Origin of the sequence: Streptomyces sp. NPDC102437 (genome assembly GCF_044765565.1) — a bacterium.
Lineage (GTDB): Bacteria > Actinomycetota > Actinomycetes > Streptomycetales > Streptomycetaceae > Streptomyces.
Map to the genome: position 1 here is coordinate 201,599 of NZ_JBIWKI010000001.1, position 12,834 is coordinate 214,432.

Below are 12,834 nucleotides of genomic sequence, written 5' to 3' on the forward strand. Positions count from 1 at the left end.
TCCAGGAGAACACGCGCCGGCCGTCCTCGGTGCTGGAGCGGATTGGATTGCGGAACGGGAACGCGGCGGCGGTCATGGTCGTCTCGGTGCCCCAGACGACGGGGTCCAGCTCGGCCGGGAAGTCGAGCCGGACGCGGAGGCGCTGTGTAGGTAGCCGGACCGCCCGTCCACCGGGGAGCCGAAGTCGCCCCCACAGAAGCGGCGATCGTCCGCGAGCTGCCGTCTTCTGGTCGGCGCGATGCAGCCGTCTACTTTCTGCTGAACGGCGACCGGGTCGAGATCGGATACGCCGCGAACTTGTCGGCTCGTATCACGGCGCTATCTCTCCGACGAGAGAACGTGATCCTCGCTCTCGACGGTGGACGGGAGCTTGAGGCTCGACTCCATCGGCGCTTCCGCGCACACCGGATCCGCAGTACCGAGTGGTTCGACTTCGACGAGGAGTTCCAGGAATTCATCCGGGCAAGACCCCGCCTCCCGCAGCCAGAATCAGGGTCTACTTGCGAAACGCCCTGACCTGAACACTAAGTGCAGGCGATAGCTCTATGTCTCATGCAACACCTGAACCCGCGCTGCCACGGCGGGGGTTCTTGCATGTCAGGGGGCGTCATGGCGCGCATTCACAGCTTCTATCCATGCGATCTCCTCGACAACAAGCAGGCGGCCGAGTGCGCAGGCGTGACGAATGGACGCGAGAGCTCATCGCCCCGGGGAAGCGCCCCCGCTGCCCGAAGCCGCGAATGCCGCTTGACGCGTTACGGGTACTTGCTCGCGAGCGTCAACGCATGTTCGGCGTATGTGGGGTTGGTCAGCCTGCGCTGATCGATGTACGGCCTGATCTCAGACACGACCAGCGGAATGCTTGGGAAGAGAGCAACAACGTCCTCCAGTTGCACCAGCTTGCGACTTGAGAGGAATGCCACCAGCTCAAGTTTCTGCAGAAGGTCATCGAGGCTATGTCTGTCTTCGCCTTGGATGCTGGTCACGTCAAGGTGGCCGTCCCGGATGAGACGGCGCGTCCTTCTCAGTGCTGGCGCCTGGTACTCCTGATGGATCGACAGGAGTGAACTCAGGGCGCGCGCCTCCCGGGTCTCTCGCAGCTGACTAGCCGCATACACGCAGGCGACGATCACGACGACGGCACTGACGAGACCACTTATTGCTGCCACGGCGTCCCACATGGCTGCCCCCTCTGTCTTCGGCCTCTACTGGACCAGATGTGCATGGCTCGTCGGCCAAGCCGCCCTGGCAGAGCAAGCCGTGTCACTACTTCAGCTTTGAGAGGATGCCATGCCGACCAGCGACGCCGAGGGCAAGGACTGGACCCTCGCACGGTTCAAGAAGTACCAGCCCCGCACCGTCACCGACATCGGGCCAGGCGAGGGCACCTACGCCAAGCTGCTCCGCCCACACGAGCCCGACGAGCCCGGCGTGTGGTGGACGGCAGTGGAGATCCACAAGCCCTACGTGGCCAAGTACAAGTTGAGGTCGACGAAGACGCGGAAGATGTACGACCAGATCCACGTCGAGGATGTCCGCGAATCCGAAGGCCACACCTTCCACCGGGACCTCGTCATCGCCGGCGACGTCCTGGAGCACATGTCACGCGGGGACGCAGTGGCACTGCTCCAGCGGATCGACGCGGGCCCCGACGACGCGCCCGGCGCTGGCCACATCCTCGTCTCGCTGCCGATCGTCGAGTTCGTGCAGGGCGAAGTCGACTGCAAGCGGACGGCGCCCGCGAGCGGTACGCCAAGCACACGGCTTCCAGCGGGCATGGGCACTCAGAGTCGGATAGTCGCCGCGTGCGCCGGAGCCCGGCCCGGAAGCGGGCCGGGCTCCGGCATGTTTTGCGTGCGTTGCCGATCGGTGGCCCTGGCGGTCGTTCGTCAATCGGTCGGCTGCTGATCCCCTTCGAGCGCACGATCTCGACCACGCCGCAAGGCTCCAGTCGAACGAAGAGCAGAAGGGAGCCGGTAGTGAGTAAGCGTCTGGCCAACTACGAGGTCCTGAGCAAGTCGATCCGGGTCGTGGGCGGAACGTGGGGCACGCAGCGTGCCGTCACGGCGCTGAGTGACGCAGGCGTGCAGGGAGCCGATGGCCGCGCTCGTGAGAAGCAGGCGAGAGGTGCTCTGCGCCGACTGCTACGCGACGGAGTTCTTGTGAGGATCGAGAGTCGGGGCAACACCGCTGAGTACCGCCTGGCGTCCCACTAAACCGGCTCCACGCCCGCCCTCACGCCGCTTCGTAGTGGTGGGCCTGCCCGCCGCGCCACTCGACCCAGTTCGGGTTGTCGAGGGCATACTCACAGTCGTAGAGGCCAGCCCGCCGGAGGATTTCGATGAGGTCGCTGTCGTCGCGGGCGATGCCAGCGATCTCGCCATTGATGGTGACCGCCCGACCGCCTGCTGAGGACGGGTGGTGTACGACTACTGGGGCGTTCATGTCTCCAGGTTGCGCCGCGCTGCTGCTCACAGCACCCCGAACCCCGCGGCTTCGCTCTTCCATGCGATCGCGGTGCTCGCGTCACGCCGCTTCGTACCGGTGAGCCCGGCCGCCGCGCCACTCGACCATTTGCGGGTCGTCGATCAGTGTCTCCGCGTCCGGGAGTCCGGCCCGGCGCAGGAACTCGATCAGGTCGTGATCGTCGTGAGCGAGTCCGAGGATGTGGTCATACGCGGTGACACGCCGGCCGCCCGACGCGGACGGCCGATGAACGATTATCGGCGCATTCGTCATGCCTCAAGGGTGCCTCTTCCGAGGTCACAGCACCCCGAGCGCGGTGTCTGGCCGGCAGTGCGCGCATGCCCGGATTCCTTCGGCGAGCGCGGCAAGGGCCTGCTCGCGGCTGATGGCCCGGCGTCGTTTTCCGATGGCGTAGCAGTGTCCGGCGTGCACCTCGATGGGCTGGGAGCCCGCTCCGATGCTGAGTTCCATGACCCAGTCCGGGGTGGGCGGCCGCCGCTCCTCGCCCTGCTGCCACTCTGCCTCGCGGCGTTCCTCGTCGGCGATCCACCGGTCGGTCTGGGCGAGCTGCTGCTCCTGCACTCTCCTGAGGAATCGCAGCATGACCAGGCGCGACGGGGTATCGGACATAAGTTCGATTCTAAGTCTTTCCAGGACCTCCGCGAACTTCGCCTGCCCCTGCCACACTGACCGTGGCCCGCCGTGTCACCCCCGTCACGGCGGGCCGACCCGGTTGTCATACCGGCCCAGTACCGTTGGCTCATCCCATTCGCGCCTATGGCTGGGCGCAGCTACGAGATCGCCCCTCAACCGGAACAGCGCCCGGGGGAGGGGCGGGCGTGCATCAGCCCTTGGCGGCTGGAGGCTCCGGATGCAGCACGGCCTTCTTCACGGCCATCTCCAGCTCGACTCGGGATACTCCGGCCGGATCGTAAACGGCGGCACTGACAATCGAACGGAGACGTACAGGTCAGGCTGCTGCGACGACATCCGCCCGGACCGCGGCTTCCCACTCCACCAGCAGCCGCTGATACACCGCCTCACCTTCCGGCGACAGCGGGCCAGCCGCCCACAGTGCTCGGATGTCCGCGTTCACCGCGGCGGGAGAGCGCACAGGGGTGGCAGGCGAAGGGGTGATCGACATGAGAACAGGCTACGGGGCGGGACTGACATTGATACTCGTAGCGGGTTCCGGTGGTCGTGGCTCAGGGTCTGACTGACGTCCTGCTGGGCTGTCCCCGCACGCCCCGCTTCGGACGGCGGCTATTCGCAGCCGACCCCGTCCCCGTCCCGGTCGAGATGGCGACCGTAGCCGGGCTCGCCCGCGTGGACGGGCGCGGCGCCGGCCGCCCGCGCGGCGGAGCAGTTGACGTAGTACGTGGCGGCGCCGCCCCCGCCCGAACCGGATCCGCCGGAGGTGCCGTCGTCCTCGGCCGCGGGCGGGACGGTCGCCCTGACGGTGCGGGTCTTCGTGACGGTGGGCGCAGGCTCCGGGCTCGCGGTCACGGTCTCGGTGACCGACGGCGCCGGGGTGGCCGTCACCGTGGCCGTCGCGGTCACCGTCGCGGACGGCGCGGCCTTCGCGTCGGCGGTCTTCTCCGTCGCGGAGGGATCGTCCGCGGCCCCGATGCCCACACCCACGAGGAACAGGACGACGGCGGCCGGGATCACCATGCGCTTCCGTGCCCACTTCGGACGGCGGTCCGGTGGACCGGGCGTTCCGTACGGGTTGTTGCCGGGCGGCTGGGGCGGCCGCCCGCACGTCGGTTGCTGGCTTCGAGGCATATGTCCCCCCTGGTGCTGCTCATGGAGAGATGACCGTAACGGTCCCGGCAGACGCCCAGGATTCGAATATTCCGGTGGTGATGAAATTGTGATGGCGGGGTGGAAGGGCTGTGGCTGCCAGGAGGTCGTCCTGAGGTTGTCGCAGCTGCCGGGGTGCCGGCGCCGGACGGCCGTCGGTTCTGCCCGGGAAACAAGCATCGCCACAACCGGGTTTTCGCGGCAGGGTGTTGCGGGCAAGCCACAGGGGGCTACGGAAGAGGGGGAACCGTGATCGTCTGGATCAACGGTGCGTTCGGCGTGGGCAAGACGAGCGCCGCGCGTGAACTGATCGATCTGATCCCGAACAGCACCTTCTACGACCCCGCACTGGTCGGCGCGGGGCTGCGGCAGCTGCTGCCCCAGAAGAGACTCGCCGAGGTGACGGACTTCCAGGACCTGCCGATCTGGCGGCGACTGGTGGTGGACACCGCGGCGGCCCTGCTCACCGAGGTGCCCGGTGTGCTGGTGGTGCCGATGACCCTGCTGAGGCAGGAGTACCGCGACGAGATCTTCGGAGGGCTGGCCTCCCGGCGCATCGCGGTGCGCCATGTCCTGCTCTCACCTGAGGAAACGATCCTGCGTAAACGGATCGCCGACCGCGTGGAGTATCCCGACGATTCGGCGCACAGCGACCGGGTACGGCAGTGGGCCCGCCAGCACATCGAGCCGTACCGGGCGGCGCTCGGCTGGCTCACTCAGGACGCCTACGCCATCGACACCGGCGCGCTCACCCCGTACGAGACGGCCGAGCGCATCGCCGAGGCGGTCGGCAGCGGCGCAGCCACCCCGTGCGAGATCGTGCAGACACCCGAACCGACCGCGGAGACCGTGGCGTCCGGTGTCCTGCTCTTCGACGAGCACGACCGGGTGCTGCTCGTCGACCCGACCTACAAACCCGGCTGGGAATTCCCGGGCGGAGTCGTCGAATCCGGCGAGGCACCGGCCCAGGCCGGGATCCGTGAAGTGGCCGAGGAGATAGGCATCCATCTAGACCGGGTGCCGAAACTCCTCGTCGTCGACTGGGAGGCGCCTCGGCCGCCCGGCTACGGCGGCCTGCGGCTCCTCTTCGACGGCGGCCTGCTGACCGGCGCGGACGCGCAGCGGCTGCTGCTGCCCGGCTCCGAACTGCGCGGCTGGCGGTTCGCCACCGAGGCGGAAGCGGCCACCATGCTGCCCCCGACCCGGTACGAACGGCTGCGCTGGGCCCTGCGCGCCCGCGAGCGGTCGGTCGTGCTCAACCTGGAGGCCGGGGTCCCCGTCGGCTGAGAGCGCGCCAGGGCGTGGCCGCCCGATCGGGGTTCACCCGACCGGCTCTGCGGCGCGCAGCAGCGCAGGGGCGTCCGCGGTCAGCGGTTCGCCGTGCCCGAAGCAGACCGTGGCCGGCTCCAGCGCGGCCAGCCGCCGGAAGGAGCCCACGGCCTGCGCCCGGTCGATGTTGAAGACGCCCAGCATCACCCGGTCGACCCTGGCCACGCAGTCCCCGGTGAACAGCACGCCGTGGAGCGGGAGATGGACGCCGATGGAACCCGGGGTGTGGCCGGGGGCGTGGACCACCCGTGCCCCCGCGCCGAACCCGAGGTCGTCGCCGTCGGTCAGTTCACGGTCGACCCGGGTCGGCGGGGCGGCGGGAACGGTCCGCGCGTGCTCCCACAGCGGGAGTTCCCAGTCGAGCAGTACGGGATCGGCGATGACTTCCTCGCCCCGGATCGCCGCCGCGTCCAGGCCATGGGCGAGGATCTCGGCGCCGTGCCGGTCGGCTAGCTCCTGCGCCGCGCCGTAGTGGTCGCAATGCCCGTGGGTGATCACGATCCGGCCGATCCGGCCCGGGTCCAGGCCGAGACCGCGCACCGCGCCCTCGATCGCGGGCGCGGCGTCGATGTCGCCCGCGTCGATCAGGGTGAGGTCCGCACCGTCCTGCCACAGGTACGCCTGGCCGATGGGGAAGCGGAACATGTGCAGCTGGGGGAGTACTTCGACGACATCCATACGGCGAACGTACGTGGAGGTGCCCGCCCGCCGGACGGATCTACGCTGTGGGCGAGCTTCGCTCAGCGCGTAGCGACCGTGCGGCTGCGTGGACGTGCGTCAGTGAGTCCGCGCGGACAGCGCGGAACCCCGCGGTCCGGCTGTTCGCCGGGCATCCGCGGGGCTCCGGATCGTACGGCGTGCGGTCAGACCCGCTTGGATTCCGCGTAGTTCCGCAGGAACAGGGCCTCGGCGAGCGACAGCCGCTCCAGTTCCTCGGGCGAGACGCTCTCGTTCACCGCGTGGATCTGTGCCTCCGGCTCGCTCAGGCCGATCAGCAGGATCTCGGCCTGCGGGTAGAGGGCGGCGAGGGTGTTGCAGAGCGGGATCGAGCCGCCCATGCCGGACGTCTGCATCTTCTCGCCCGGGTACGCGGCCTCCATCGCCTGCGCCATCGACGTGTACGCCGGGCTGGAGGTGTCCGCGCGGAACGGCTGGCCCTGGCCGACCTGTTCCACCGCGACCCTGGCCCCCCATGGGGCGTGCGCCTTGAGATGGGCGGTCAGCAGCTCGGTCGCCGCGGCGGTGTCCTGGCCCGGCGGGACCCGCAGGCTGACCTGCGCCCGCGCGCTCGCCTGGAGCGACGGCGTCGCGCCGACCACCGGCGGGCAGTCGATGCCGATGACGGTGACGGCGGGCCGGGCCCAGATGCGGTCGGCGACCGTGCCCGTGCCGATCAGCCCGACCCCGTCGAGGACCTTCGCGTCCTTGCGGAACTCGGCCTCCGGGTACTGCAGTCCGTCCCACTCGGTGTCCGTGGCGAGCCCGTCGACGGTCGTGGTGCCGTCCTCGGCGCGCAGCGACGCCAGCAGCTGGATCAGCGCGGCCAGCGCGTCCGGCGCGGCGCCGCCGAACTGCCCGGAGTGCAGGTTGCCTTCGAGGGTGTCGACGGTGACCCGCAGCATCGTCATGCCGCGCAGCGTCGCGGTGACCGTCGGCAGACCGACCCGGAAGTTGCCGGTGTCGCCGATGACGATGGTGTCGGCGGCCAGCAGTTCGGGGTGGGCCTCCGCGTACCGCTCCAGACCGCCGGTGCCCTGCTCCTCGGAACCCTCGGCGATCACCTTCACGGAGACCGGGACGCCGCCGTCGGCCTTGAGGGCGCGCAGGGCGAGGAGGTGCATGATGACGCCGCCCTTGCAGTCGGCCGAACCCCGCCCGTACCAGCGGCCGTCGCGCTCCGTCAGCTCGAACGGGGGCGAGATCCAGGCGGACTCGTCGAGCGGCGGCTGCACGTCGTAGTGCGCGTAGAGCAGTACGGTCGGGGCGCCGGCCGGGCCGGGCAGGAAGCCGTAGACCGACTGGGTGCCGTCGGGGGTGTCCAGAAGGGCGACATCCTGGAAGTCCTCGGCGCGCAGCGCGTCGGCGACCCAGTTGGCGGCCGCCTCGCACTCGCTCTTCGGGAACTGCGCGGGATCCGCCACCGACTGGAAGGCCACCAACTCGGCAAGCTCCGCCTTGGCGCGCGGCATCAGCGAGGAAATGCTCTCGGAAATCGGACGGGCGGTCATGGGCACGCTCCTCGTGGGTGCGACGTTATGTGTACGAATCCGGCCACATGTGCACCGAGTGCGCGGCGTCGCATGCGGGACGAACGTACGGTCGATCCTCCCACAGCGGGGGCCGGGGGCAACGCGCCGTAGGATGCCGTGAGCAGCATGGGCCACTGGTGGGATCGGGAGCAGAAGCACATCGTGAGCAGCGAGAACGCAGACGCCGTACAGGAGCACGAAGACTCGTCCGTGTGGGATGTAGTCGTAGTCGGTGGTGGACCGGCCGGAGCATCCGCGGCATACGCGGCGGCGGTCGCCGGCCGGCGGGTGCTGCTCCTGGAGAAGGCGGAGCTTCCCCGGTACAAGACATGTGGCGGCGGCATCATCGGGTTTTCGCGTGATTCGCTGCCGCCCGGGTTCGAACTGCCGCTGCGGGACCGGATCCACGCGGTCACGTTCTCGCTCAACGGCAGGCTGGCGCGGACCCGCCGCTCCAAGCGGATGCTCTTCGGGCTCATCAACCGCCCGGAGTTCGACGCGGGTCTGGTCGAGGAGGCGCAGAAGGCGGGCGCCGAGCTGCGCACCGGCGCCACAGTGACGCGGGTCGAGCAGCACGGCGCCTCGGTGCCCGACCGGCGCACGGTCGCCGTGGTGCTGTCCGGCGGCGAGACGGTCCTGGCCCGCGCGGTCGTCGGTGCCGACGGCAGCGCGGGGCGGATAGGGGCTCATGTCGGGGTGAAGCTCGACCAGGTGGACCTCGGCCTGGAGGCGGAGATCCCGGTTCCGGCCACGGTCGCGGAGGACTGGGCGGGGCGGGTGCTCATCGACTGGGGCCCCATGCCCGGCAGTTACGGCTGGGTCTTCCCCAAGGGCGACGTCCTGACGGTCGGTGTGATCTCGGCGCGGGGCGACGGGGCGGGAACCAAGCGGTACCTGGAGGACTTCATCGCACGGCTCGGCCTGGCCGGCTTCGAGCCGAAGATCTCCTCCGGTCATCTGACGCGCTGCCGCAGCGACGACTCGCCGCTGTCACGCGGGCGGGTGCTGGTGTGCGGCGACGCGGCGGGGCTGCTGGAGCCGTGGACCCGCGAGGGGATCTCCTTCGCGCTGAGGTCGGGGCGGCTGGCCGGCGAGTGGGCGGTCCGGATCGCGGAGTCGCACGACGCGGTGGACGCCCGGCGCCAGGCGCTGAACTACGCGTTCGCCATCAAGGCGGGGCTCGGCGTCGAGATGGGTGTCGGGCGGCGCATGCTGAAGCTGTTCGAGCGCCGTCCCGGGGTGCTGCACGCGGTGCTGACGGGATTCCGCCCGGCCTGGAACGCGTTCGCGGGCATCACCCGTGGCACGACCTCGCTCGGTGAGCTGGTCCGTACGCATCCGCTGGCGCAGCGGGCGCTGAACGCGATGGACCGTTAGGGCCTTTCGTCCGGATCAGGCCGGGTCGGGGTCGGCCGGCCTCCGGCCTGATCCGCGAACTCCCTTCGTACGCCGGGCGGCGCCGGATGCACGGTCAGCGCTCCACGGCGATCCGGAAGACGGGGTGGTCCGGGCAGGCCGCCAGCAGTTCGGCGTCCGAGGACTTCGCGGTGATGCCCTGGAAGTAGTCGTTGACCTCCCAGCCCCACCGTTCCAGGTAGGTGCGGATGACCAGCGACTTCTGCTCGTCGTCCGGGATCTCCACGGCGGTGAAGGCCCGGACCTTCCGGCCCACGCGCAGCTCGCCGCCGCCCGCGGCCCGCATGTTGCGCACCCACTGGGAGTGTCCCCGGGCGGAGACGAGGTACTGCGCGCCCTCATGGGTGTGGGGGTTCACGGGTATGCGTTGCAGCTGCCCGCTCTTGCGGCCGCGCACCGACATCTCGGCCGACCCGAACATGCTGACGCCGTGGCGGGCGAGCCAGCCGACGATGCCGTTCGTCCGGACGTTGAGGGCGCTGCCGCGGAGGTAGTACGGCTGAGACATGGTGACTCCCCAAGGTTTTGAGAGCGGTGCTCTCGCTTGAGATCAGTGTGCACGGGATGGGTGCTCAAAAGCAAGAGCAGTGCTCTCGTTGTTGGTCGGTGCTCTGCTTCCGTGGCAGACTGCTGTTCATGAGCACTGTCCGAGGAGCCAGGGAACGGGCCCGTATCGAGGTCACCGCCGCCATCAAGGACGAGGCGAGGAAACAGCTCGCGGCCGAGGGTGCCGCGAAGCTGTCGCTGCGCGCCGTCGCACGGGAGCTCGGCATGGCGTCCTCCGCCCTCTACCGCTACTTCCCCAGCCGGGACGAGCTGCTCACCGCTCTGATCGTCGACGCCTACGACTCCGTCGGCGCGGCCGCCGAGGCCGCCCACCGGGCCGCCGGTGCCGAGGCCGCCACCCACCTCGCCCGCTGGATCGCGGTCGCCCGGGCCGTGCGCCACTGGGCCCTCGCCCACCCCCACGAATACGCCCTGATCTACGGCTCGCCCGTGCCCGGCTACACCGCACCGCAGGCGACGATCGGCCCCGCCTCCCGCGTCGGCCTCGTCCTGATCGCCGTGGTCGCCGACGCCCACCGCGCGGACGGCCTGGCCCTGCCGCCGCTCGCCGACGATCTGCGCGACGAGGCCGCGCGGATGGTCAGAGAGTTCGCCCCGGACCTTCCCCCGGAGGCCGCCACCCCGCTGATCGCCGCCTGGGCGCAGCTGTTCGGGCTGATCTCCTTCGAGATCTTCGGCCAGTTCAACCGGGTGGTGGAGGCCCGGGACGTCTTCTTCCGGGAAGCGGTCACCGAGATGGCCCGCTCGGTCGGGCTGCCCGCCGGCGGGAACGGCTGAGGGATCTCCCGTACGACGTACTCCCCGGGGAGTACGGGTGAGCACCACGCCCGGCTGACGCCCCGGGCGCGGCCCGCGGTCTAGCGTGGCCGGCATGGAAGAGCAGCGCTCACACGGAAGAGGCGGTGGTCCCCCCTGGGCGCACGGCGAGCCGCTGCGGTGGCTGACCGGGGCGCCGGGGTGGCCCACCACTCGGCTGGCCTGGCCGTCGACGATCCTGATCGGTGCAGTCGTCATGATCGGCTCGACCATCGCGGCCCGGGGACAGATGGACGAGCGGGCCCCGCTGGACCTCTTCGCGCGGCTGCTGCTCTTCCTGGCCGTGGCCGTGCTCCTGGTGCGCCACCGCCACCCCGTGGTGGCCGTCTTCGGCAGCTCGGCCGCGGCGATGATCTATCTGGCAGCCGGCTATCCGTACGGGCCGGTCTTCCTGGCCGTCGCCGTGGGCTGCTTCAGCGCCGTCGTCTCGGGGCACCGGCGGGCCGCCTGGTCGGCCGTCGGCATGGTGTGGCTGGGACACGTCCTGGTGGCGCACTGGCTCTACCGGTGGCTGCCGCCGTCGGACGACCATCCCGCCGCCTGGGGACAGGAACTGGGCATCGCCGCCTGGGTGGTGGCCATCATCGCCGCCGCCGAATTCGTACGCGTACGCCGTGAGCAGTGGGCGGACCGGCAGGCGGAACGGGAGGCGGCGGAGCAGCGCCGGGCCGATGAGGAACGGCTGCGGATGGCGCGCGAACTCCATGACGTCCTGGCCCACAGCATCTCCGTCATCAACGTCCAGTCGAGCGTGGGACTCGCGCTGCTGGACTCCGATCCGGAGCAGGCGCGTGCGGCGCTGACCACCATCAAGGCCGCCAGCAAGGAGGCGCTGGGCGAGGTGCGTCAGGTACTCGACACCCTGCGCGCCCCCGGAGACGCCCCCAGGGCCCCGGCCCCGGGACTCGACCGGCTCCCCGAACTCGTCGAGCAGGCGGCGAGCACCGGACTGACCGTCACCGTCGAGACCGAGGGCGAACGGCCGGCCGTGCCGCCCGGCGCGGACCTCGCCGCCTTCCGTATCGTGCAGGAGGCGCTGACCAATGTGGTCCGGCACTCCGGATCGCGTACCGCACGGGTCCGGATCGGCTATGGGCCCGGCCGTATCCGGCTCCGTGTCGACGACGAAGGACCCGCCACCGGCGGCGACGCCGGAGGCAGCGGCAACGGGCTGGCGGGAATGCGGGAGCGGGCCGCCGCGCTCGGTGGCACGATCGAGGCGGGCCCCCGGGCCGACGGCGGCTTCCGGGTGAGCGCCGAGCTTCCGCTGCCGTCCGGTGCGTCCGGCACAGCGGCACACGAGGAGGAGACACCGTGATCCGCGTACTGCTCGCCGACGACCAGTCGCTGGTCCGGGCGGGCTTCCGGGCCCTGCTCGACGCCCAGCCCGACATCGAGGTGGCCGGGGAGGCCGCCGACGGCGCTGAAGCCGTGCGCCTGGTGGGCGAACTGCGGCCCGACATCGTTCTGATGGACATCCGGATGCCGCATCTGGACGGCCTCGCCGCGACCCGCGCCATCACCGGGGACGCTCGGCTGGACGACGTCCGGGTGGTCATGCTCACCCCCTTCGAGCTCGACGAGTACGTCTTCGAGGCGATCCGGTCCGGGGCCTCCGGCTTCCTCGTCAAGGACACCGAACCGGACGAACTGCTGCGCGCCGTACGGGCGGTGGTGGGCGGCGACGCGCTGCTCTCGCCGGGAGTCACCCGGCGCCTGATCGCCGAGTTCGCGGCCCGTTCCAAGGAGCCCGCGGTATCGGCCCGACTGGGCGAACTCACCGAACGGGAGCGGGAGGTGATGGCGCTCGTCGGCATAGGGCTCTCCAACGAGGAGATCGCCCGGCGCCTCGTCGTCAGCCCCCTCACCGCCAAGACCCACGTCAGCCGCACCATGGTGAAGCTGGGCGCCCGCGACCGGGCCCAGCTCGTCGTGCTCGCCTACGAGTCGGGGCTCGTGCGGCCGGGCTGGCTCGGTTGAGCCGGGCGCGGACGGCGCTCGCGGCAGCACACCGGCGCGGTGCCCGGCCGACGGGCAACCGCCCCGGCCGGACACCGCACCGTCCCCCTCGCCCGGTGGTCAGTCCCGCACGGACACCTTCTGCGCGGGGGCCGTCGTCCCGGCCCCGGCCGCACGGTCCGTCTGCGACGACGCGACCAGCACGGTGGGGCGAAGACGCCGAGCGCGA

General features: G+C 70.5%; 16 protein-coding genes. 7 read left to right on the forward strand and 9 right to left on the reverse strand.

Annotation, left to right across the window (positions count from 1 at the left end):
- Positions 1–258 precede the first annotated feature (258 nt).
- Complete coding sequence (locus ACIRJP_RS00915; RefSeq protein WP_404167615.1) at positions 259–516, forward strand: GIY-YIG nuclease family protein; 258 nt, start codon at positions 259–261, stop codon at positions 514–516.
- Between the two features lie 239 nt (positions 517–755).
- On the opposite strand, the gene ACIRJP_RS00920 is transcribed toward ACIRJP_RS00915, so the two are convergent.
- Positions 756–1,181 (reverse strand): hypothetical protein, encoded by a 426-nt coding sequence (locus tag ACIRJP_RS00920; protein WP_404166808.1) that lies wholly within the window; start codon positions 1,179–1,181, stop codon positions 756–758.
- A gap of 109 nt (positions 1,182–1,290) precedes the next feature.
- On the opposite strand from ACIRJP_RS00920, the gene ACIRJP_RS00925 reads away from it, so the two are divergent.
- On the forward strand, positions 1,291–1,908 hold the full coding sequence (locus ACIRJP_RS00925; protein ID WP_404166810.1) for a class I SAM-dependent methyltransferase: 618 nt from the start codon (positions 1,291–1,293) through the stop codon (positions 1,906–1,908).
- A 327-nt stretch (positions 1,909–2,235) separates the two neighbouring features.
- On the opposite strand, the gene ACIRJP_RS00930 is transcribed toward ACIRJP_RS00925, so the two are convergent.
- From ACIRJP_RS00930 to ACIRJP_RS00950, 5 genes are all read right to left on the reverse strand, one after another.
- Positions 2,236–2,445, reverse strand: a complete 210-nt coding sequence (locus tag ACIRJP_RS00930; RefSeq protein ID WP_404166812.1) for a hypothetical protein — start codon at positions 2,443–2,445, stop codon at positions 2,236–2,238.
- Positions 2,446–2,526: 81 nt separating this feature from the next.
- Positions 2,527–2,739: a hypothetical protein gene (locus tag ACIRJP_RS00935; protein ID WP_404166814.1), complete on the reverse strand. Its 213-nt coding sequence runs from the start codon at positions 2,737–2,739 to the stop codon at positions 2,527–2,529.
- Between the two features lie 24 nt (positions 2,740–2,763).
- Positions 2,764–3,096, reverse strand: coding sequence for a DUF6233 domain-containing protein (locus ACIRJP_RS00940; RefSeq protein WP_404166816.1), 333 nt, complete (start codon positions 3,094–3,096; stop codon positions 2,764–2,766).
- 340 nt (positions 3,097–3,436) lie between these two features.
- Positions 3,437–3,610, reverse strand: a complete 174-nt coding sequence (locus tag ACIRJP_RS00945) for a hypothetical protein (protein ID WP_404166818.1) — start codon at positions 3,608–3,610, stop codon at positions 3,437–3,439.
- 119 nt (positions 3,611–3,729) lie between these two features.
- Complete coding sequence (locus ACIRJP_RS00950; protein WP_404166820.1) at positions 3,730–4,140, reverse strand: excalibur calcium-binding domain-containing protein; 411 nt, start codon at positions 4,138–4,140, stop codon at positions 3,730–3,732.
- Positions 4,141–4,518: 378 nt separating this feature from the next.
- Here ACIRJP_RS00950 and ACIRJP_RS00955 point away from each other — a divergent pair, with 378 nt between their 5' ends.
- Positions 4,519–5,556: an NUDIX domain-containing protein gene (locus ACIRJP_RS00955; RefSeq protein ID WP_404166822.1), complete on the forward strand. Its 1,038-nt coding sequence runs from the start codon at positions 4,519–4,521 to the stop codon at positions 5,554–5,556.
- Positions 5,557–5,589: 33 nt separating this feature from the next.
- On the opposite strand, the gene ACIRJP_RS00960 is transcribed toward ACIRJP_RS00955, so the two are convergent.
- Both ACIRJP_RS00960 and ACIRJP_RS00965 read right to left on the reverse strand, forming a co-directional pair.
- The gene (locus ACIRJP_RS00960) at positions 5,590–6,276 is read right to left on the reverse strand and encodes an MBL fold metallo-hydrolase (RefSeq protein WP_404166824.1); all 687 of its coding nucleotides are present in this window, start codon (positions 6,274–6,276) and stop codon (positions 5,590–5,592) included.
- 185 nt (positions 6,277–6,461) lie between these two features.
- A complete protein-coding gene (locus ACIRJP_RS00965) occupies positions 6,462–7,826 on the reverse strand; it encodes a dipeptidase (protein WP_404166826.1) in 1,365 nt (454 codons plus the stop codon).
- Positions 7,827–8,009: 183 nt separating this feature from the next.
- Here ACIRJP_RS00965 and ACIRJP_RS00970 point away from each other — a divergent pair, with 183 nt between their 5' ends.
- Positions 8,010–9,224 (forward strand): geranylgeranyl reductase family protein, encoded by a 1,215-nt coding sequence (locus ACIRJP_RS00970; protein ID WP_376629097.1) that lies wholly within the window; start codon positions 8,010–8,012, stop codon positions 9,222–9,224.
- Between the two features lie 94 nt (positions 9,225–9,318).
- On the opposite strand, the gene ACIRJP_RS00975 is transcribed toward ACIRJP_RS00970, so the two are convergent.
- The gene (locus ACIRJP_RS00975; RefSeq protein WP_404166829.1) at positions 9,319–9,771 is read right to left on the reverse strand and encodes a nitroreductase family deazaflavin-dependent oxidoreductase; all 453 of its coding nucleotides are present in this window, start codon (positions 9,769–9,771) and stop codon (positions 9,319–9,321) included.
- 128 nt (positions 9,772–9,899) lie between these two features.
- Here ACIRJP_RS00975 and ACIRJP_RS00980 point away from each other — a divergent pair, with 128 nt between their 5' ends.
- The 3 genes from ACIRJP_RS00980 (at position 9,900) to ACIRJP_RS00990 (ending at position 12,626) form a co-directional block, all read left to right on the forward strand.
- Entirely contained in the window at positions 9,900–10,607 is a 708-nt protein-coding gene (locus tag ACIRJP_RS00980) for a TetR/AcrR family transcriptional regulator (protein ID WP_404166831.1), read from the forward strand.
- A 94-nt stretch (positions 10,608–10,701) separates the two neighbouring features.
- Positions 10,702–11,964 (forward strand): sensor histidine kinase, encoded by a 1,263-nt coding sequence (locus ACIRJP_RS00985; protein WP_404166833.1) that lies wholly within the window; start codon positions 10,702–10,704, stop codon positions 11,962–11,964.
- Positions 11,961–12,626 carry a response regulator gene (locus ACIRJP_RS00990; protein ID WP_404166835.1) on the forward strand — a complete coding sequence of 222 codons (666 nt, stop codon included), beginning with the start codon at positions 11,961–11,963 and terminating at the stop codon, positions 12,624–12,626. The genes ACIRJP_RS00985 and ACIRJP_RS00990 overlap by 4 nt, the downstream gene beginning before the upstream one ends.
- The last annotated feature ends 208 nt before the right edge of the window (positions 12,627–12,834 follow it).